Origin of the sequence: Novosphingobium sp. BL-52-GroH (genome assembly GCF_044813085.1) — a bacterium.
In the GTDB taxonomy this organism is placed as follows: Bacteria; Pseudomonadota; Alphaproteobacteria; order Sphingomonadales; family Sphingomonadaceae; genus Novosphingobium.
Genome location: NZ_CP171152.1, coordinates 1328571 through 1348306, shown reverse-complemented (window position 1 = coordinate 1348306; position 19736 = coordinate 1328571). Strand labels below are relative to the sequence as shown.

The 19736-nt window shown below is 67.9% G+C and carries 17 protein-coding genes; 11 read left to right on the top strand and 6 right to left on the bottom strand.

The window, feature by feature from the left end; translation table 11 throughout:
- Positions 1 to 127 precede the first annotated feature (127 nt).
- Positions 128 to 568, top strand: a complete 441-nt coding sequence (locus ACFFDA_RS19010; protein ID WP_404482336.1) for a COG3650 family protein — start codon at positions 128 to 130, stop codon at positions 566 to 568.
- A 12-nt stretch (positions 569 to 580) separates the two neighbouring features.
- Here ACFFDA_RS19010 and ACFFDA_RS19005 read toward each other — a convergent pair whose 3' ends face one another.
- Complete coding sequence (locus tag ACFFDA_RS19005; RefSeq protein ID WP_404482789.1) at positions 581 to 889, bottom strand: alkylphosphonate utilization protein; 309 nt, start codon at positions 887 to 889, stop codon at positions 581 to 583.
- 97 nt (positions 890 to 986) lie between these two features.
- Positions 987 to 1415, bottom strand: a complete 429-nt coding sequence (locus ACFFDA_RS19000; protein WP_404482335.1) for an OsmC family protein — start codon at positions 1413 to 1415, stop codon at positions 987 to 989.
- Between the two features lie 432 nt (positions 1416 to 1847).
- Here ACFFDA_RS19000 and ACFFDA_RS18995 point away from each other — a divergent pair, with 432 nt between their 5' ends.
- Both ACFFDA_RS18995 and ACFFDA_RS18990 read left to right on the top strand, forming a co-directional pair.
- The gene (locus tag ACFFDA_RS18995) at positions 1848 to 2183 is read left to right on the top strand and encodes a hypothetical protein (protein ID WP_404482334.1); all 336 of its coding nucleotides are present in this window, start codon (positions 1848 to 1850) and stop codon (positions 2181 to 2183) included.
- Between the two features lie 230 nt (positions 2184 to 2413).
- A complete protein-coding gene (locus ACFFDA_RS18990; RefSeq protein WP_404482333.1) occupies positions 2414 to 4222 on the top strand; it encodes a GGDEF domain-containing protein in 1809 nt (602 codons plus the stop codon).
- A 9-nt stretch (positions 4223 to 4231) separates the two neighbouring features.
- On the opposite strand, the gene ACFFDA_RS18985 is transcribed toward ACFFDA_RS18990, so the two are convergent.
- From ACFFDA_RS18985 to ACFFDA_RS18975, 3 genes are all read right to left on the bottom strand, one after another.
- Positions 4232 to 5383, bottom strand: a complete 1152-nt coding sequence (locus tag ACFFDA_RS18985; protein WP_404482788.1) for a glycosyltransferase family 4 protein — start codon at positions 5381 to 5383, stop codon at positions 4232 to 4234.
- Between the two features lie 166 nt (positions 5384 to 5549).
- Positions 5550 to 6059 (bottom strand): hypothetical protein, encoded by a 510-nt coding sequence (locus tag ACFFDA_RS18980; protein WP_404482332.1) that lies wholly within the window; start codon positions 6057 to 6059, stop codon positions 5550 to 5552.
- Between the two features lie 310 nt (positions 6060 to 6369).
- The gene (locus ACFFDA_RS18975; RefSeq protein WP_404482331.1) at positions 6370 to 6756 is read right to left on the bottom strand and encodes a hypothetical protein; all 387 of its coding nucleotides are present in this window, start codon (positions 6754 to 6756) and stop codon (positions 6370 to 6372) included.
- A 244-nt stretch (positions 6757 to 7000) separates the two neighbouring features.
- Here ACFFDA_RS18975 and ACFFDA_RS18970 point away from each other — a divergent pair, with 244 nt between their 5' ends.
- The 7 genes from ACFFDA_RS18970 to ACFFDA_RS18940 all read left to right on the top strand — a co-directional run bounded on the left by ACFFDA_RS18970 (position 7001) and on the right by ACFFDA_RS18940 (position 14503).
- Entirely contained in the window at positions 7001 to 7276 is a 276-nt protein-coding gene (locus tag ACFFDA_RS18970) for a hypothetical protein (protein WP_404482330.1), read from the top strand.
- Positions 7277 to 7492: 216 nt separating this feature from the next.
- Positions 7493 to 8221, top strand: a complete 729-nt coding sequence (locus ACFFDA_RS18965) for a response regulator transcription factor (RefSeq protein ID WP_404482787.1) — start codon at positions 7493 to 7495, stop codon at positions 8219 to 8221.
- A 19-nt stretch (positions 8222 to 8240) separates the two neighbouring features.
- Positions 8241 to 9566 (top strand): ATP-binding protein, encoded by a 1326-nt coding sequence (locus ACFFDA_RS18960; RefSeq protein ID WP_404482329.1) that lies wholly within the window; start codon positions 8241 to 8243, stop codon positions 9564 to 9566.
- Positions 9567 to 9967: 401 nt separating this feature from the next.
- Entirely contained in the window at positions 9968 to 10657 is a 690-nt protein-coding gene (locus ACFFDA_RS18955) for a carbonic anhydrase (RefSeq protein ID WP_404482328.1), read from the top strand.
- A complete protein-coding gene (locus tag ACFFDA_RS18950; protein WP_404482327.1) occupies positions 10654 to 12210 on the top strand; it encodes a SulP family inorganic anion transporter in 1557 nt (518 codons plus the stop codon). The genes ACFFDA_RS18955 and ACFFDA_RS18950 overlap by 4 nt, the downstream gene beginning before the upstream one ends.
- A gap of 367 nt (positions 12211 to 12577) precedes the next feature.
- Positions 12578 to 13435 (top strand): TorF family putative porin, encoded by an 858-nt coding sequence (locus tag ACFFDA_RS18945; protein WP_404482326.1) that lies wholly within the window; start codon positions 12578 to 12580, stop codon positions 13433 to 13435.
- 204 nt (positions 13436 to 13639) lie between these two features.
- Positions 13640 to 14503, top strand: coding sequence for an outer membrane protein (locus tag ACFFDA_RS18940; protein ID WP_404482325.1), 864 nt, complete (start codon positions 13640 to 13642; stop codon positions 14501 to 14503).
- A 189-nt stretch (positions 14504 to 14692) separates the two neighbouring features.
- Here the strand turns inward: ACFFDA_RS18940 and typA are convergent, their stop codons facing one another.
- A complete protein-coding gene (gene typA / locus ACFFDA_RS18935) occupies positions 14693 to 16525 on the bottom strand; it encodes a translational GTPase TypA (RefSeq protein WP_404482324.1) in 1833 nt (610 codons plus the stop codon).
- A 285-nt stretch (positions 16526 to 16810) separates the two neighbouring features.
- On the opposite strand from typA, the gene ACFFDA_RS18930 reads away from it, so the two are divergent.
- Positions 16811 to 19555 (top strand): TonB-dependent receptor, encoded by a 2745-nt coding sequence (locus ACFFDA_RS18930; protein WP_404482323.1) that lies wholly within the window; start codon positions 16811 to 16813, stop codon positions 19553 to 19555.
- Positions 19556 to 19736: the final 181 nt, after the last annotated feature.

Sequence of the window (19736 nt, the reverse complement as noted above, 5' to 3'; positions counted from 1 at the left end):
TTGGTCATTTTCGCCTGCCGATGCTGGGAATCAGCGCGATGACAAGTGGCCGCGCCGAGATGATTCGCGGTGATTCGCCGTCGATCGGACTTGTTCGCCAAGCAATTCGTGGGCTAGGCCGGTGGGCATGAGCCGTCCTTCCCTGTGCCTGTCCGCGCTGCCGCTGGCGCTTCTCGCTGTTGCAGCATGCCACTCCCCGGCGGAGCGGGTGCCGGGCGATGCCAAGGACCATCATCCCTGGAACGGCATCGCCGCCGGTGAGACCGTGCGCTTCCTCGGTACCGAGCCGTTCTGGGGGGGAAGCGTGGGGCCGGAGGGACTGACGTATACCACCCCCGGCAACGAGAAGGGCGAGACGGTGCCCGCCAGCCGCTTCGCCGGGCGCGGGGGCGTATCGTTCAGCGGCACTCTGGCGGCCGGCGCGGCGACGCTGGTGGTCACCCCGGCGCCATGCAGCGACGGCATGTCCGACGCGCACTATCCGTTCATCGTGACGCTGCAGATCGGGTCCGAGACCCGCAACGGCTGCGGCTGGACCGACCGGCGGCCCCGCAGCAGCGGCGGATAGGGTTTCGCCGCCTCAGCGCTTGCGGACGAACTCGGCGCGCAGGACCAGGCCCTTGATGCCGGGGAACTTGCAGTCGATCTCCTGCGGATCGCCGGTGAGCCGGATCGACTTGATGAGCGTGCCCTGCTTGAGGGTCTGCCCGGCGCCCTTGACGTCGAGATCCTTCACGAGCGTCACCTGGTCGCCGTCGGCAAGCAGGTTGCCCACCGCGTCGCGGACCTCGACCCGGTCGGCGGCGGCGCGGCGTTCGGCGAGGTCTCCGGCCGGCAGCCATTCGCCGCTTTCCTCGTCGTAGACGTAGTCGTCGTCGTCACCGGCCATCATTGTTTCCTTCAGCGGCGCGGCGGTGATCGCCGCGCCCTAGCGCCTTGGACGATGACGGCCGGGAAAGCCAGATCGGCGGCCGGATGTGCGCCCGTCAGTCGCCCAGCGACTTCTCGAGCGTGATCTCGCAGTTCAGCAGCTTGGAAATCGGGCAGCCGGCCTTGGCCTCGTCGGCGATGCGGGCGAAGTCCTCGGGCGTGATGCCCGGGATCGAGGCGGTCAGCGTGAGGGCGGACTTGGTCACCGAGAAGCCCGGACCGTCCTTGTCGAGCGTGACGGTGCACTGGGTGTCGAGCGTGCCGTCGGCATGACCGGCGGCGGCGAGCGCGAAGCTGGTGGCCATGGTGAAGCAGGCGGCGTGGGCAGCGGCGATCAGTTCCTCGGGGTTGGTGCCCGGCTGGCCTTCGAAGCGGGTGCCAAAGCCATAGGGCTGGTCGCTCAGCACGCCCGACTTGGTGGTGATCGAGCCCTTGCCGCCCTTGCCGAGGCCTTCGTAGCGGGCGGAAGCGGAATTCGTGGTCATGGTCGGGGCCTTTCTCGTGGAAAATTCGCGGTGCGGTCCGTGCAACGCGGCCCCCGCCGGAGGGTTCCGGCAAGGCCCGACAAGCGTGATTCGGGCCGATTTCGGCGCGATGACCGCATTTGCGCCTGCAGCATGAGCATAGGCGCTTCGAGCGGGTCGTGGAAGCGGCGTCACGGTCTGCCGACCCTTCACGCGAGGAGAAAGCCACGGCGCTGCGCGGGCTTTGCCGGAACGGGGTCCCGCGCCCGGGTCTCGCAGCCTCGCAAGATCGTCGAACCATGCGGTACGCCTATCGTTTTGCGCTGCGGAAACCGCAGAAACCCTAAGGTTCCTGAGGATTGTTCGCTTCCGGGAAGCCCCGGCGGATGGTACGAATCGGCTCACGAGATGACGGACCGCAAGAAGGCTCCGCATGGGAAGGGGACAGTGGTCATGAAGCAATTCCTGGCAGCATTGCAGGCGGGCCTCGTCCTGCTCGCGATGGCGATGTCCGGAACGGGCCATGCCGCCGATGCGCGGGTGGAGCCCGGCGTCATAACCGGTGCCTACTACATGCGCGACACCCTGGTTCCCCGAGCGGACGATCTCGCCCTGCTCCAGCGCAAGCCGGCGCTCTACCTTGCCAGTTTCAACGACGGCATGGCGACGGTGGCCTATTCGCTGGTGAACGGGCGGATCGTCTACCGGGTGGTGCAGGGCGAAGTGGGCGACACCGCGCGGGCCGACATCGACCGCGCGCTGGTGCGGCTCCAGCGCAAGCTTGGCTGACGAGCGGGTACGAACAGGTTCAAAAAAGAAAAAACGCAGGGAGAACAATCGCGAAGGTCGGCTGGGCCGTCGCGAAGAACCAAGGGAAGGGGAGAAGCGCAAGGCGCGGCGGAGCCACCAACCGCCGCGCCTTGTTGCGCGTGGGGTGGATGCAGTGACGCGGCGGAATATCCTTTCGCGATCATTAAGTAACTACCCCTAAGGAAAACCTGTGTCATGGCACGGGGCCGATGGAGATCGATTCGTCCTTTCGCCGTGCCTGCCGGGGGCTGGCGCTGGCCTTCGCCGCTGCCTTGTGGCTGTGCTGTGCCGGTGGCGCCGCCCTCGCCGGCGACCTTTCGGTGGGCGGCCATCGCCTGTGCCATGCGACAAGCGCGAAGGTGGCGGGCGAGGCGTTCGTGCCGGCGTTCTCCTGTGCGGGGGAGCCCGCGGGCTACCAGAACGGCAGCTTGTGGCTGCGCGCCGATCTTTCCGGCGATCCGCTGGCCCGGGAGGAACCCGCGCTGCTGGTCCACAATTCCCGCTTCGACCGCCTTGAGGTCACTTTCACTTATGCCGATGGCGCGCGCGTGCGCCAGCAGGTGCGCAGCGGCGACTTCGGCTCGCACTGGCGGGCCGGCGCGCAGATCGCCTTCTCGGCTCCTCGCCGCGCGGTGCCGGTCGCGGCGATGACCTTGCGCTTCGACCGGCTTGCCAGCGCCAATCTCCTGCGCTTGCAGCTAGCCGGGCCGGAAGCGGAGGAACAGCAGTCGACAGTGCTGGCGGCCGTGATCGGCTCGGCGTTGATGCTGCTGCTGGTCGGGGCGAGCTACAACGCGTCGCTGGCGATCGTCGCGCGGCGCCAGTTCTCGGCCTGGCAGGCGGGCTGGGCGGCCTGCATGCTGGTGTGGGGCGCATGCTGGTCGCAACTGCTCCTGCTGGTGCTGCCGGGCATGGCCGGGGCGATTTCGGCGCAGGTCTGCACCGGGCTTGCGTGCCTGGCCGTCATGCTGGCGACCCTGAGCGCCGTCACCGCCATTGAGGAGCAACACCTGGACCCGCGCCTGCGCAGGGCGACGCTGGCGCTGGGCTGCCTCTCGGGCGCGTTGGGGGTGCCGCTGTCGCTGATGCGCAGCGGGCCGATCGACCTGATGGCGACGCTGCTCGGCGTGGTGACGCTGGCGGTGCTCGTCGCGGTGGCGACTTGCCTCGCGCAGGCCTGGCGGCGGGGCAGCCCGGAGGCGCGCAGCTTTACCGGCGCCTGGGCGGTGCCGATGCTGGTGCTGGGCGGCACGAGCATCGTCGACACCGACCACTGGCTGTGGGGCGGCGGCTCGCAGTTGCTGGTGCTGTTCTCGGCCGCCTGGCAGACGCTGTGGCTCTCGATCTCCGCTTCGCGCGCCTATGCGCGGCTGCGGATGCAGCGCGACATGGCGCGTCGCGCCGAGGCACAGGCGCACGAACTGGCGCGCCGCGATCCGCTGACGGGCCTGCGCAACCGGCGCGGCTTCTTCGAGGTTGCCGAGGCGCGGCTGGCCGCGTCGGGTGACGCGTCGGGTGGCGGGGCGGTGGCGCTGATGCTGATCGACGTCGATTTCTTCAAGTCGATCAACGACGTATATGGGCACGATGCGGGCGACGTGGTGCTCGCCACGATCGCCCGGTGCCTCGCGCGGTGGGACGGTGGCGAACACCGCGGTGCGTGGTGCGTCCCGGCGCGCATCGGCGGCGAGGAGTTCGCGATGATCGTCGGCGGGCTCGAAGGCTTCGCGCTGATGCGCTTTGCCGAGGGCGTGCGCCGCGAGATCGCCGCCTGCGATCATGGGCCCGCGATCGCCGGACGCAAGGTGACCGTGAGCATCGGCATCGCCGAGGCGGATGCGCCCGGGACGGAGGGCGGCAGGGGAGGCGGCGAGGTGATGGGCGCGCTCTACCGCAGCGCCGATGCCTCGCTCTATGCCGCCAAGCGCGCGGGCCGGGACTGCGTTGTCGTGGGCGAGGTCGTGACGGGTGAGGCAGGCCTCGCCCGCGACCACGCACGGCGCGTGCCCGGCGCCTGAGGAACGCTCCTAGCCGCGGGCCTTCTGGCGGATCAGGCGCAAGTAGGTGTCGGCGACCGCCTGGTTGATGCGGTCCCAGCTGAACTCGCTGGCCCGGGAGACGCCGGCGCGGCCGTGGGTGCAGCGCAGATCGGCGTTCTCGACATAGCCCTTGAGCGCCTCGGCGAACTGGTGGACGGCGCCGGGCGGGATCAGGCGGCCCGAGACGCGGTCGTCGACGAGGCTCTGGCTGCCGGTCGCGGCGGCGGCGACGACCGGCAATCCGCAGGCCATCGCCTCGAGCGTGACGTTGCCGAACGTCTCGGTGACCGAGGGGTTGAACAGCACGTCCATCGAGGCGACCGCGCGGCCGAGGTCCGATCCCATCTGGAAGCCGACGAAGGCCGCGCCGGGCAGGCGCTCCTCGAACCATTCGCGCGCGGGGCCTTCGCCGATCACCATCACCTTGTTGGCAATGCCCCGGCGGCGCAGCTCGTCGATGGTGTCGGAGAAGACGTCGAGGCCCTTTTCCATGACCAGGCGGCCGAGGAAGCCGATTGCGACCTCGTGGTCGGCGATGCCGTTGGCGCGGCGCCATTCCAGGTCCCGGCGACCGGGGTTGAAGACCTCGTGGTCGACCCCGCGCGACCAGATCGAGACGTCGTAGTTCATGCGCTGCTCGCGCAGAAGCTGGGCCATGCTCTCGGACGGGGCCACCAGCGCGTCGCAGCGACGGTAGAAGCGGCGCAGCATCGCCTCGATCAGCGGCTCGCCCCAGGCCATGTTGTAGTAGCGCAAGTACGTCTCGAACCGGGTGTGGACCGAGGACAGCACCGGCAGCTTGCGGCGGCGGGCCCAGGTGACGGCCTGGTGGCCGACCGGGTCCGGCGAGGAGACGTGGACCACGTTGGGCGCGAATCGCGCGAGGTCGCGGCCGGCCTTGCCCCAGAAGGTGAGGGGGATGCGATATTCGGGCCGGTTGGGGATAGGGATCGAGTGGACGCTCACGAGATCGCCGGTGGGCTCGAACGCGGGCTTGGCGACGGTGGGGGCGTAGACGCGCACTTGAGCGCCCTGGCGCAGGAGGTAGCCGACGAGGCGGTTGAGCGCCTGGTTGGCGCCGTCGCGGACGTAGTTGTAGTTGCCCGAGAACAGGGCGATGCGAAGGTCTGCGGTTTCCATGGTGCGCAGGCCCATAGCCGCCCCCGCCGCGCTTGGCGAGGGCGGTTCACGGAGCGGCTGGCCTTGCGCCGAAAGGTGCGGCTCGCGGGCAACGCCAGCCGAATCCAGGAGGTTGGAATCCGGCCGGTCGCCGACCCGCGAGTGCATCTTCGCTGGGGATCAGGACTTAGCGGCGGCGCCAGTCACGGTCGTCGCGGCGATCTCCGCGCCACTCGTGCCTGCGGTCGCCGCGGCGATCCCAGCGGCGGTCGTGACGATCCCAGCGGCGGTCGTCGCGCCAGTTGTGGCCGCGCTCCCAGCCACGGTTCCAGCGGTCGCCGCGGCTGTAGCGCTCGCGATAGTACGGAGCATAGTAGCGGTCGTAGTACCGGTCGCGGTAGTAGCGGTTCGGGCGGCCTTCGTAGTAATAGTAGTAGCCCGGCCGGTCGCGCACGGTGACGTAGCGGCGCGAGGAATAGTAGCCGCGATCGTAGTAGCGGTCGTCCCCGCGATCGGCGATGGCCGCACCCAGCGCAAGGCCGATGACGCCCGCGCCGATGGCGATCGCGGCATCGTTGCCGCCCCGGTCATAGTAGCGGTCGCGCGCCTCGGCGGGGGCAGCCGCCATCAATAGCGAAGCCGAGAGCGCGACGCCCATGGCCAGCTTTTTTCCGAAGGTCTTCAATACGGTATTCATGTCAGTCGACTCCCTTTCCGGGCCAACCGGGTAACGGCGGTTGCGGTGGGCGCGTTGGAAGGAAAATGGGCCCTGCGGACTGAACCGCGAGTGAATTTGTCACGAAGCGTATCGCGCGTGCGACAGACCGAGGGAAAACGCTGCCAACCTGAAAAACGCCCGCAAAATGCCTGTGCATCGATGTCGGGAAGCGGCCGCACACGCGAAGACGCCCGGCCAGGAGGTGGGGCCGGGCGTCTTGCCGCCGGGTGAGGGGGATTACCCGGCGACTTGGGTGGGAGGGAGGGCGCGTCCCCCCCCCTTTCCCTCGTCAGTAGCCGCGGCGGTAGTCGTCGCGGTCGTGGTCGTAGCCGCGGCGCCAGTCGCTGCGGTCCGGGCCGCGATGGTCACGGCCGTAGCGCTGGTATTCGTCGCGGCCATGGCGGCCGCCATCGCGATCCCAGTAGTAGCCGTCGCGGTAGGACCAGTCGCTGACATAGGCGCGGCCTTCGTAGCGATCGTCGTAGTAGCGGTCGTTGCGGTTGCTCGACGAGGCGGCGATGGCACCGACCGCGAGGCCCAGGATGCCCGCGCCGATCGCGACGGCGGCGGTGTTGTCGTTGCCGCGGTGATAGTCGCGCGCCATGGCCGGCGTGGTGCTGGCGAGGGCGGTCGCGGCGAGGCCGGCGGCGAGGGCGGTCTTCTTGAACAGGTTCATGAGCGTAAACTCCTTGCGGGAAGCGGCCGGTAAGGAAGCCGTTGTCCCCGTGTTGAGTTTGTTCTAGACCTCGTCGTCTGAACCGGATCGAAGCGGGTCTGGCAGATTCCATTCACGATTGTACGCAATTGTATGAACCGCGGCGATGCCGCGAGCGGGCAACACTTCGTAACGCACAGGCCCGAAACGCGACATGTGCGGTCCCCAATCTGACATCATCGATTTGTCCGATTGGAGAATACCCATGATTTCTGCCGCTCTTCTCGCCCTGGTCTCGCTTTCGTCGCCTGCCGCCGCTCCCGTGTCGGCCGGCTATGCCGGAGAGACCGTCGCTGCCATGAAGGGCCACCCCACTCCCGCCCGCGGCGCCCCCGTGGCGCGTTCGAGCGCTCCGGTCGCCTGCCATCCCGAGCCTTCGAAGGGCCGCGTGTGCCGCCACAACATCGCCCAGGCCGAACAGACCGAGCGCGCGGCGCTCGCCCAGGCCGACGCCGGCACCGCGCGCGAACACGCCCGCTGATTCACCGCATGTCGAGCATCGCCGCGCCAGGGCGAGGCGATCCTCGATACGGCGGCTAAGGGCCGCACCGCCCGCCTTTCCTCCCCGGATCGTTGTGGCGGCGGGACATTTTCCGACCGGCGCGGCTTCCCACACCGCGCCGGTTCCCTATATGGCAGCAGGAACAAGCACAGCACGATGACGGTCGCCCCCCGCTACAGGCTTTCCTCCGAAACGATGACAACCCCACCCACAATTCTGCTGGTCGAGGACGACGGAGCCCTTCGCACGCTGACGGCGCGGGCCTTGCGCCAGAGCGGGTTCAACGTGCTCACCGCCGCCACCGGCGCCGAGATGTGGGTCACCCTGCGCGAGGCGACGGTGCATCTGGTAGTCCTCGACATCATGCTGCCGGGCACCAGCGGCTTCGACCTGTTCCGGCGCCTGCGCCGCGAAAGCGACGTGCCGATCATCTTCGTCAGCGCGCGCGGCAGCGAGGAGGACCGCGTGCTCGGCCTCGAGCTGGGCGCCGACGACTATCTCGCCAAGCCGTTCAGCACCCGCGAACTGGCGGCCCGTGTCAGCGCCGTGCTGCGCCGGGGCGGCGGCCTCGATTCGGCCAGCGAGCCGGCCGTCGACGCGCGCGGGCAGGACATGATCCATTTCGAGGGCTGGCAGGTAGCGATGGCGCGGCGCGAACTGCGCTCGCCCAGCGGCGCGATCGTCGACCTGACGGGCGCGGAGTTCGATCTGCTCTCCACGTTCCTCGGCTATCCCCAGCGCGTGCTGGGCCGCGAGCGGCTGATGGAGCTTTCGCGCTCGCGCATCGGCGACAGTTCGGACCGCAGCATCGACGTCCTCGTCAGCCGCCTGCGTCGCAAGCTCCAGGCCGAGGGTTGCGAATCGCCGATCGTCACGGTTCGCGGCGTCGGCTACATGTTCAAGGCGGAAGTGACGCGCGCCTGATGGTCGGCAGGCCCGCCTGATGCTGCGCCGATGCGTGGCCCTGTTCAGGCGGATGGGCCTGCCCGAGCGGCTGCTGGCGGTACTGGTGCTCGTCGTCCTCGTCGAGTTCGCCGCCAACTGCTTCCTGTTCGACCGGGTCAACTCCTTCGAGCTGCGCCGCGACGATGCCGACCGCATCGCCGAGAATCTCGTCCTCGCCCACCGCACGCTCGAACATGCCGATGCGACGGAGCGCGGGGCGGTCGCCCAAGTGCTCAGCACCGACCGCTTCCGGCTGGTCTGGACCGCGCCGAACGACCGCCGGCGCGGTTCGCTGGGTCTCTCCAACTTGCGGGCGCAAGTGGTGGAGATCGAGCCGGAACTGGCCCACGCCGACCTCGAACTGCATCTCGAGGAACTGCCGGGCAAGGGCAATATCGGCGGCTCGTTCCGCCTTTCCGACCGCAGCGTGGTGGGCTTCCACACCCATGCCAGCGCCGCCTGGAAGCTGACCGTCGGGCGCGTGGCCAGCCTCGTGCTGCCGACCCTGCTGCTGATCGCCCTGGCCTGGCTGCTGGTGCGTGCCACCCTCAGGCCGCTGCGCGACCTCATCGGCGCCACCCGCCACCTGGGTTCGGGGCCGCCGAGCCCGGTGCCCGAGCGCGGCCCCGACGAGCTGCGCGAACTGATCCGCGCGCTCAACGCGATGCAGGCGCGCATCCACCAGTCGCTGGTCGACCGCACCCAGACGATGCTGGCGATCGGCCACGATCTCAAGACCCCGCTTTCGCGCATGCGCCTGCGCCTCGACGACGAGAGCGTCGATCCCGAAGTGCGCGAGGGGCTGTCGCACGACATCGAGGAGATGCGGCTCCTGCTCGATTCGATCCAGGCCTACGTCGACAGCGACGGCCGGACGATTCCGGCCGAGCTGATCGACATCGCGGTGATGGCCGAGACGCTGGTCGACACCGCCGCCGACCATGGCGCCGACGCGACGTATTCCGGCGTCTCCAGCCTGACGCTGAAAGTCCGGCCCGTCCCTATCCGCCGCGCCCTGTCGAACCTCATCGAGAACGCCATACACTACGGCGGCAATGCTCGCGTCACCGTGCGGCGCGACGGCGGCGGGGCCGAGATCGTGGTCGAGGACGACGGGCCCGGCATCCCCGAGGACCGCATCGCCGATGCGCTCCAGCCCTTCGTCCGGCTCGACACGGCGCGCGCGCGCGATACGGCGGGGATGGGCCTGGGCCTGCCGATCGTGCGCAAGGCGGTGCGCATGGAAAACGGCACGCTCGACTTGCGCAACCGGCCCGAAGGCGGCCTGCGCGCGACGATCCGCCTGCCGCTCGGCACCGACTGACGATCGGCGCGGCGCTGGTCTCCCCCACTGGTCTCCCCATGGGTCTCCCGCGCTGCCTGTGTCATCCTCTCCCCGCCGCGTCACCCTGAACTCGTTGCAAGGCCCATCGAGCCGCGACCCCGCTGCTTTGTGGCCGCAAGCCGACATCGCCGATGGCGACACGACCTTGCGCATGGGAGCGGGGATAGGTCCGGAAACGGGGTCAGAGTTGACGTTACGGCGGCGGAAATAGGTAAGGAAACCTAAGGGAAATCCCTGTTTCATCCTCCCGCAAAAATTCCGCTGCACCGCAGCAAGCTTTCGTTACGTTCGCGCACGACATCCGAAAATCTCACCACCTACCTTTCCGGATAAGTCGCCAGCCATGCGTCGGCGACGCCAGAACAAGAAAGGTGACAAAGGTGAACGAGCTCATCGGTCGCGTCTTCAATTTCGAGAAGACCACATTCCCCGCCAGCAGCGAGCTTTTCGGCGAACTGACCGCGAAAGGCCAGTTCCCCAAGGCGCTGATAATCTCCTGCGCCGACTCGCGCGTGGTGCCCGAGCACATCGTCCAGGCCGACCCGGGCGACCTGTTCGTGTGTCGTAACGCGGGCAACATCGTGCCGCCCTATTCGACGCAGAACGGCGGCGTGACCTCCACGGTCGAATATGCCGTCGCGGCGCTCGGCGTGCGCGACATCATCGTCGCCGGCCACTCGGACTGCGGCGCGATGAAGGCGCTCAGCGATCCGACCGGCCTTGAGGCGATGCCCAACGTCGCTGCATGGCTCAAGCACGGCGCCGCGGCGGAGCACATCGTCAGCACCTGCCACGCCGATCTCGAGGGCAAGGAGCGCGTGCGCGCGATCACCCTGGAGAACATCATCGCCCAGCTCAGCCACTTGCGCACGCACCCGGCGGTCGCTGCCGGCATCGCGCGCGGCGAGATCACGCTGCACGGCTGGTTCGTCGACATCCACGCCGGCCAGGTCCTCGGCCTCAACGGCGACACCGGCGAGTTCATCACCCTGCGCGAGGATCGCGACCTTCCCGTCGCCCTCGCCGCGCGCAGCCGCTTCGCCACCGAATACGCGGAAGCGGCCGAATGAGCGCCGCCGGCATTCAGGCAGAAGGTCAGGGAGAAGGGCGTAGCGGCCTCTTCTCCCACTTCGGCCGCGATTTCACGGCGTCGATCGTCGTGTTCCTGGTCGCCATGCCGCTGTGCATGGGCATCGCCATCGCCTCGGGCGTGCCGCCGGAGAGGGGCCTGGTCACGGGCATCGTCGGCGGCATCGTCGTGGGCATGCTGGCGGGTTCGCCGCTCCAGGTCAGCGGTCCGGCCGCAGGCCTTGCGGTCATCGTGTTCGAATTCGTCCGCGAACACGGGCTCGACGCGCTCGGGCCCGTCCTGCTGCTTGCCGGCATCCTCCAGCTCATCGCCGGCGCCTTGCGCCTGGGCGGCCTGTTCCGCGCCATCAGCCCGGCGGTGGTCCACGGCATGCTCGCCGGCATCGGCGCGCTGATCGTCATCGGCCAGTTCCACATCCTGTTCGACGAGAAGCCCCTGTCGAGCGGGCTGCAGAACCTGGCGGCCATGCCCGGCCGCGTGTTCGGCCTGGACTTCTCCAACGCCGCCTCGACCGAGATGGCGCTGGCGATCGGCGTGCTGACCATCGGCGTCATGCTGGGCTGGGAGAAGCTGCGGCCCAAGTCGCTGACGCTGGTTCCGGGCGCGCTGCTCGGCGTGCTGGCGGCCACGGGCGTCGCCTGGGGCATGAGCCTGGACGTCGCGCGCATCGAGGTCCCCGCCTCGATCGCCGCCGCTTTCACCTTCCCCACCAGCGCCGCCTGGTTCGCGCCGCTCGCCAACCCCTCGCTGGTCGTCGCCGCGCTCGCCATCGCCTTCATCGCCAGCGCCGAGACGCTGCTCTCGGCCGCCGCGGTCGACCGCATGCACGACGGCGTTCGCACGAAGTACGACAAGGAACTGCGCGCGCAGGGCGTGGGCAACTTCCTGTGCGGCCTGTTCGGCGCGCTGCCGATGACGGGCGTGATCGTGCGCTCCTCGGCCAACGTGCAGGCCGGCGGCAAGACCCGCCTGTCGACGATCATGCACGGCACCTGGATCCTCGGCTTCGTCGCGCTGCTGCCCTGGCTGCTGCGCGAAGTGCCGATGGCCGCTCTCGGCGGCATCCTGGTCGTGACCGGCTGGCGCCTCGTCAGCGTCAAGCACGTCACCCACCTGTTCAAGGCGCATGGGCCGCTGCCCGCCGCGATCTGGGCGGTGACCTTCATCCTCGTCGTCACCACCGACCTCCTGACCGGCGTGCTCGTCGGGCTGGCGCTCTCGGTCGTCGAACTGCTGCCGCACTTCAGGCATCTTCGCCTGAAGGTGAACGAGCACGACGAGGGCGAGGCCACCCGCGTGGAGCTGAATGGCGCGGCCACGTTCGTCGGCCTCACCCGCCTCAACGCGGTGCTGGAAAAGCAGCCGGCGAACCGCCCGATCCACCTCGACCTCGACCGGGTCAAGGCCATCGACCACACCACCGCGGAGACTCTCTCCGAATGGATAAGCCGCCGCCGGAAGGGTGGCCAGAACGACCGCGTCACCGGCCCCGACGCGATCCTCAGGCCCTTGCCGCTGCCCCTGGCGAGCTGAGCCGCACAAGGACACCTGGCGGGCCGGGACCCTCACACCCGGCCCCTCCACCTTGCCGGGCGGAGCGCCAACAGCGCTCCGCCCGGCTTTTCTTTTACCGGCCTGCGCTTCTTTTCACCGCAGGGCGGAGACGTCCGTTTTCCCGATGGTCAGGGACATCCGCTTCCGCTTTGTGTTGCACTGCGAACACACATGTTGCGCTGCAGAAATCAGCAACATTTCGTCACGGTACGGCAAGAGAGCGGACAACCCCGCTGCGTACCCCTGAACGAGCCGGCATGAAACGGACCCGCCACGCAGCGAGGCCCGGCGCGCAGGACGCAGGACGGAACGTGAATACAACAGCAACATGAGGGTGTTCCGAACCATGAAGTCTCGTCTCTTCGCCGGCCTCGCCGGCTCCGTCGCCGCCTGCGCCGCCGCGTTTGCCGCGACCCCCGCGATGGCGCAGGAGGAAGTTCCCAGCGAATTCACCGTTGCCGGCAGCGTCGCGCTCGTCACCGACTACCGCTTCCGCGGCGTTTCGCAGAGCGACAAGGAACTGGCCGTGCAGGGCGGCGTCTCGGTCACCCACGCAAGCGGCTTCTACGTCGGCACCTGGGGCTCGAATCTTTCGGGCTGGGGCACTTTCGGCGGTTCGAACACCGAACTCGACATCTACGGCGGCTTTTCGACCGAGATCTCCAGCGGCGTGACCCTGGATGCGGGCCTGACCTGGTACATGTATCCGGGCGGCGCTTCGGAAACCGACTTCGCCGAACCCTACGTCAAGCTTTCGGGCCAAGTGGGTCCTGGCAAGGTCCTCGTCGGTGTCGCCTATGCACCCAAGCAGCAGGCGCTGGGCCGCTGGTACGTCGACGCCGATTCCTACGCCACCGGCATTCCCGACGCGCCGGGCGCCAAGACGGACAACCTCTACATCTGGGGCGATGCCAGCGCCAGCATCCCGAGCACGCCGCTCACGGTCAAGGCGCACCTCGGCTATTCGGACGGCAATTCGGGCCTGGGCCCCAACGGCACCAGCGTCGCGCCAACCGGCAGCTACCTCGACTGGATGCTCGGTGCCGACCTCGCCGTCGGTCCGGTGACGCTCGGCGTCGCCTACATCGACACCGACATTTCGAAGTCGGAAGGGGCTTACCTCACCCCGAACTTCGCCTCGACCAAGAACGGCTCGCAGATCTCGGGCTCGACGGTCGTGTTCTCGCTTTCCGCCGCCTTCTGACCGGCTGAAGGATGTGCCCGCCCGCCCCGATGGGGTCGGGCGGGCCCTCGCTGCGACGGGCCGGGGAACCGGCCATACCTGTGTCTTTTTCGTAACATATTGTGAAATAGCGAAATTCGCCATTCCACTTCGGCAACTTATGCCGGTCTTCAACGCTTGATCCTTCCGCAGGGCCACGACGCGCCCCACTCCAGGAAGGATACTATGAAGCACTCCCCTCTCGCCCTATCCGCCATCGCGGTTGCCGCCGCCCTTTCGGCTGCGCCCGCTTTCGCGCAGGACGCGGCGCCCGCCCCGAGCGGTCGCGACAGCCACTTCGACGGTCTCTACGTCCAGGGCTTCGGCGGCTATTCCGTGCAGAACAAGGATAGCTACGACACTCTCAAGTTCGACACCGACGGTGACGGCAAGTACAACGACCAGGTCACCACGGTCACCGGCGCCGACGCCTTCGCGCCCGGCTTCTGCAACGGCCTCGCCCGCGGTTCGACCCGCGCCAACGGCGGCTGCCGCGGCGACCGCGACGGTGCCGAGTACGGCGCGCGCATCGGCTACGACCGCCGCATGGGCAACTTCGTCGTCGGCGGCCTGATCGAGGGCTCCAAGACCGAGGCCAAGGACGCGGTTTCCGGCTACAGCATCACGCCTGCCGGCTACGCCCTCCAGCGCGAGATGGACTGGGCGGCCTCGGCCCGCCTGCGCGCGGGCTACACCCCCGGCGGCGGCGCGTTGTTCTACCTCACCGGCGGCGGCAGCTACGCCAAGCTCGACCATTCGTTCTTCACCACCAACACCGCGAACTCGTTCGACGAGCATCGCGACGGCAAGAACGTGTGGGGCTGGCAGGCCGGCGGCGGCACCGAGATCATGCTGAACGACCACATGAGCCTGGGCCTGGAATACCTCTACAGCCGCTACAACGACAACAAGTACAACGTCGAAGTCGGCCAGGGCACGGCGCCTGCGACCAATCCGTTCCTGCTCGATTCGGGTTCCACCCGCATCAAGGGCAACGACAAGAACTTCGACTTCCACTCGCTGCGCGCGACCGTGGGCTTCCAGTTCTGAGCTGAGCCTTCCGGGATCGCCGGAGAGACCGCAGGTGGCCGGTGCCGCCTGCGGTCTCTGCTTGTGCGGACGGCGAGGGCACCGCGAAGGTGGAGACCCCGCTTCATTCCCGGCCCCGGAACGGAAAAAGGGCGCGACGGTCGAACCGTCGCGCCCTTTTCTTCACGCTCGAGCTGCGTCAGCGACGGCTCAGGCGCTTTCCTTCTTGCGGCCCTGCTTCTTGCGCTCGTTCGGGTCGAGGAACGCCTTGCGCAGGCGGATCGAGTGCGGGGTGACTTCGACCATCTCGTCGTCGTCGATGTAGGCGATCGCCTGCTCGAGCGTCATCACGCGCGGCGGGGTGAGGCGGATGGCGTCGTCCTTGCCGGTCGAACGGAAGTTCGTCAGCTGCTTCGACTTCATCGGGTTCACTTCGAGATCGTCGGGCTTGGCGTTCTCGCCGATGATCATGCCCTCGTAGATCTTTTCCTGCGGCTTGATGAACAGCACGCCGCGCTCTTCGAGCGAGTTGAGCGCGTAGCCCACGGCTTCACCCGTGCCGTTCGAGATCAGCACGCCGTTCTGGCGGCCTTCGATCGTGCCGCGATAGGGACCGTACTTCTCGAACAGGCGGTTCATGATGCCGGTGCCGCGGGTGTCCGACAGGAACTCGCCGTGGTAGCCGATCAGGCCGCGCGAGGGGGCCGAGAAGCTGATGCGGGTCTTGCCGCCGCCCGAGGGGCGCATGTCGGTCATCTCGCCCTTGCGCATGGCCATCTTCTCGACGACCGTGCCCGAGTATTCCTCGTCCACGTCGATGACGACGATTTCGTAGGGCTCGGTGCGCTTGCCGTCCTCGTCGGTGTCGAACAGCACGCGCGGGCGGCTGATGCCCAGCTCGAAGCCTTCGCGGCGCATCGTCTCGATGACGACGCCGAGCTGCAGTTCACCGCGGCCGGCGACTTCGAAGCTGTCCTTGTCGGCGCTCTCGGTGACGCGGATGGCGACGTTCGATTCCGCTTCGCGCGCCAGGCGGTCGCGGATCATGCGGCTCGTCACCTTGGTGCCTTCGCGGCCGGCCATCGGCGAATCGTTCACCGCGAAGCGCATCGACAGGGTCGGCGGATCGATCGGCTGGGCGTGGAGCGGCTCGGTCACCGAAGGGTCGGCAATCGTGTTCGAAACGGTTGCGGTGGTGAGGCCTGCGATCGAGATGATGTCGCCGGCCTTGGCTTCTTCGACGGGGACGCGGTCGAGGCCATGGAAGGCGAGGAGCTTGGAAGCGCGTCCGACTTCGACGACCTTGCCGTCGTTGTCGAGGGCGCGGATCTGGTCGTTGACCTTGACGGTGCCCGACTGGACCTTGCCGGTCAGGATGCGGCCCAGGAAGTTGTCGCGATCGAGCAGCGTGACGAGGAACTTGAACGGTCCGTCGACGTCGGCGGCAGGCGCGGGGACGTGCTCGATGATCTTCTCGAACAGCGGGGTCAGCGTGCCTTCGCGCGCGTTGGGATCTTCGCTGGCGTAGCCGTTGCGGCCCGAGGCGTAGAGCGTCGGGAAGTCGAGCTGCTCGTCGTTGGCGTCGAGGCTGACGAAGAGGTCGAACACTTCGTCGAGCACTTCGGCGTGGCGGCCGTCGGGACGGTCGATCTTGTTGACGACGACGATCGGCTTCAGGCCGAGGCCCAGCGCCTTGCCGGTGACGAACTTGGTCTGCGGCATCGCGCCTTCCGAGCTGTCGACCAGCAGGACCACGCCGTCGACCATCGAGAGGATGCGCTCCACCTCGGCGCCGAAGTCGGCGTGTCCGGGCGTGTCGACGATGTTGATGCGATAGCCGTTCCACTCGATCGAGGTGGGCTTCGCCAGAATGGTGATGCCGCGCTCCTTTTCGAGGTCGTTCGAATCCATCGCGCGCTCTTCGACGCGCTGGTTGTCGCGGAAGGTTCCGGACTGGCGGAAGAGCTGGTCGACGAGGGTGGTCTTGCCGTGGTCGACGTGCGCGATAATCGCGATGTTGCGCAAGGGAAGCGGGGCGGACATTCAGGTCTTCTTTCGAAAGGAGGGCCGGCGGGCAGATGCGTGCTGCACTGCAAAATTTGCGCGCCATTAGCCGATAAGAGCGATTTCGGCAAGCGTGCTGCGATGTGCCGGGTTGTGGCGTCAGTGCCACAATGGTGCGGATTGTCCGCAGTTTTCGTATGAGGGCGATTGTAGCTGCTTCCGATCCTTCGTAAAAGCGCCTTTACGATACGCGACTACGATTAGCGGCGAGACTCGCGCGAAAACGACGCGATCCACCGTGCAGGCAGGAACAGGGGATCCGAAATGAAGGGCTATTCAGCAGGCATCGTCGCGCGTGCATCGCGCATGAGTCCGGGGCTGGGCATCGGTCGCGCGGGGGCACGCACCGGCCTGACCTTGCATGGCCTGCTCGCGGGCGTGGCTTTTGCCGGACTGGCCGCCGCCCCCGCGCGGGCGCAGGAGGCCACCCCGCAGGCGGGCGAGGAATACGCCGACGTCATCATCGTCACCGCCACCAAGCGCGAGCAGACCCTGCAGGACGTGCCGGTGGCCGTCTCGGTCACCAGCGGCGCGACGCTGGAGCGGGCGCAGATCCGCGATCTCAAGGACTTGCAGTCGGTCGTCCCCAGCCTGCGCGTCAATCAGTTGCAGTCGAGCGCCAATACCAACTTCTACATCCGCGGCTTCGGCAACGGCGCCAACAACGCCGGCATCGAGCCTTCGGTCGGCCTCTTCGTCGACGGCGTCTATCGTTCGCGCTCGGCCTCGATGATCGCGGACTTCCCCGACGTCGAACGCATCGAGGTGCTGCGCGGGCCCCAGTCCACCCTGTTCGGCAAGAACGCCTCGGCGGGCGTGATCTCGATCGTGACCCGTAAGCCGCAGTTCGAGTTCGGCGGCAATGTCGAGGCGAGCTACGGCAACTACGACGCGGTCGTGGTCAAGGGCGTGGTGACCGGCCCGATCAGCGAGAACGTGGCCTTCAGCCTGGCGGGCGGGCTCAACAAGCGCGACGGCATCGTCAAGGACCTCAATACCGGCGAGCGCACCAACGAGCGCGACCGCTGGTTCGCGCGGGGCCAGTTGCTGTTCGACAACCACGACGGCTTCGAGGTCCGCCTGATCGGCGACTACGGCAAGATCGACGAGAACTGCTGCGCGGTCGTCAACTTGCGGCAGGCCACGCCGACGGCCGCGATCTTCGCGCTCGGCGGGGCCGTCACCCAGCCCGATCAGAAGTACGACAACGTCGCCTACGGCAACTTCCAAAGCTCGAACGACATCGAGAACTGGGGCCTGTCGGGCCAGCTCGACTACGACATGGGCGGCGTCAAGCTGACCTCGATCACTTCCTACCGCCGCACCGATGCGCTGACCAACCAGGATTCCGACTTCTCCAGCGCCGACCTGCTCGGCCGCAACTGGCAGGACCTGCGGATCAAGACCTTTACCCAGGAACTGCGCGCGACCTTCGAGGTGAGCGACAAGCTCTCCGGCCTCGTCGGCGGCTACTACTTCCACGAGAAGATCGACCAGGCCAACGAGGTGTTCTGGGGCGACGACGCGCGGGCCTATGCCAACCTGCTGGTCCAGAGCCTTTCGGGCGGGGCGCTCAGCGTGCCGCAGCTGGAAACCACCTTCGGCGCGCTGGAGGGCAACCCGGCCAAGTACACCGGCCGGTTCTTCGCCCCGGGCACGGGCCTGACCGAGGCCTACAAGCTGAAGGACGAGGCGTACTCGCTGTTCGGCCAGCTCGACTTCGAAGTGGCGCCGGGCCTGATCGTGACCGGCGGGATCAACTATACCCACGACGCGAAGCGCTTCGCCACCGGCACCACGTCGAACGACGCCTTCGCCGGCATCGACCTCGACGGCGCCGCCTATGCGCCGTTCCGCCAGACGCTGCTGTATCAGGGCGCGCTGTCGCAGACGGTCGGCAACCTGCTGGGGCTGGGCCGTTCGGCCACCGCCGCCGAGATCGGCGCCTTCGCGGCGGCGAACGGAGCGGCCTTCGCCCAGGTCAACGCAGGCGCCACCGCCTTTGCCGCCGGCAATGCCAACAACCCTGCCGCCAACCCGCTCGCCGGCCTGCGCGCGCTGCAGTACTTCCCGCCGTTCATGAACCTGCCCAACGCGGTCGAGCCGGGCAAGGTGAGCGACGGCGACTTCAGCTACACCGCCCGCGTCGCCTGGGACGTGACGCCCACCGTCAACGTCTATGCCGCCTGGGCGACCGGCTACAAGGCCGCCTCGATCAACCTCTCGCGCGACAGCCGGCCGACGCCAGCCGATCTGGTGGCCCTGCGTGCGCAGGGGCTGGCAGTGACCAACCTGACCTCGGGCAGCCGCTTCGCCGATGCGGAGGACGCGACGGTCTACGAGCTGGGCATCAAGGGCAACTGGGGCATCGTCTCGGCCAACGTCGCGGTGTTCAAGCAGACGATCAAGAACTTCCAGTCGAACATCTTCACCGGCTCGGGCTTCTTCCTCGCCAATGCGGGCAAGCAGTCGGCCTTCGGCATCGAGTTCGAAGGTTCGGCCAAGCCGGTCGATCCGCTGACGCTGACGCTTTCGTGGACGTACCTCGATCCCAAGTACGACACCTTCCAGCTCTCGGCTTTCGGCGACCTGTCGGGCAGTACCCCGGCGGGCGTCTCGCCGCTGTCGGTGACGTTCGGGGCCGAGTTCGTGCAGCCGGTAGGCTCGAACGGCGACCGGGTGATCCTGCGCGGCGACTATCACTACGAAGCCCAGTTCAGGCTGGTCGAGGGCCTGCCGGGGCTCGTCACCCGCAATGCGGCGGGGCAGGTCACCAGCGTGGCCGCCGCCCTGGCCGCCGCGCGCGAGTTCAAGCAGGACATCAACGACGTCAATGCCTCGCTGACCTATGCGATGGCGCGCGGGATCGAGGTTTCCGTGTGGGGCCGCAACCTGCTGAACGACCGCACCATCCTGCAGATCTTCGACAGCCCGGCGCAGCCCGGCTCGATCTCGGGCTATCCCAACCAGCCACGCACTTACGGCGTGGCGGCGCGCTACCGGTTCTAAGCCGGAGCGCATAAAGGCGCGACCGCGCCCGCGGTTCTGGGAGGAGAGGCGGGCGAGAGGATGCGCAACCTGGAACAGGGGCGCGAGGGCCAAGGCCTTTCGCGCCCCTTTTTCATGAGCCGTCTTTTTCTAGCGATCGCAAGGAATTGAACTGAGCCGTTGCCGGGCAGGCGGTTGCCCT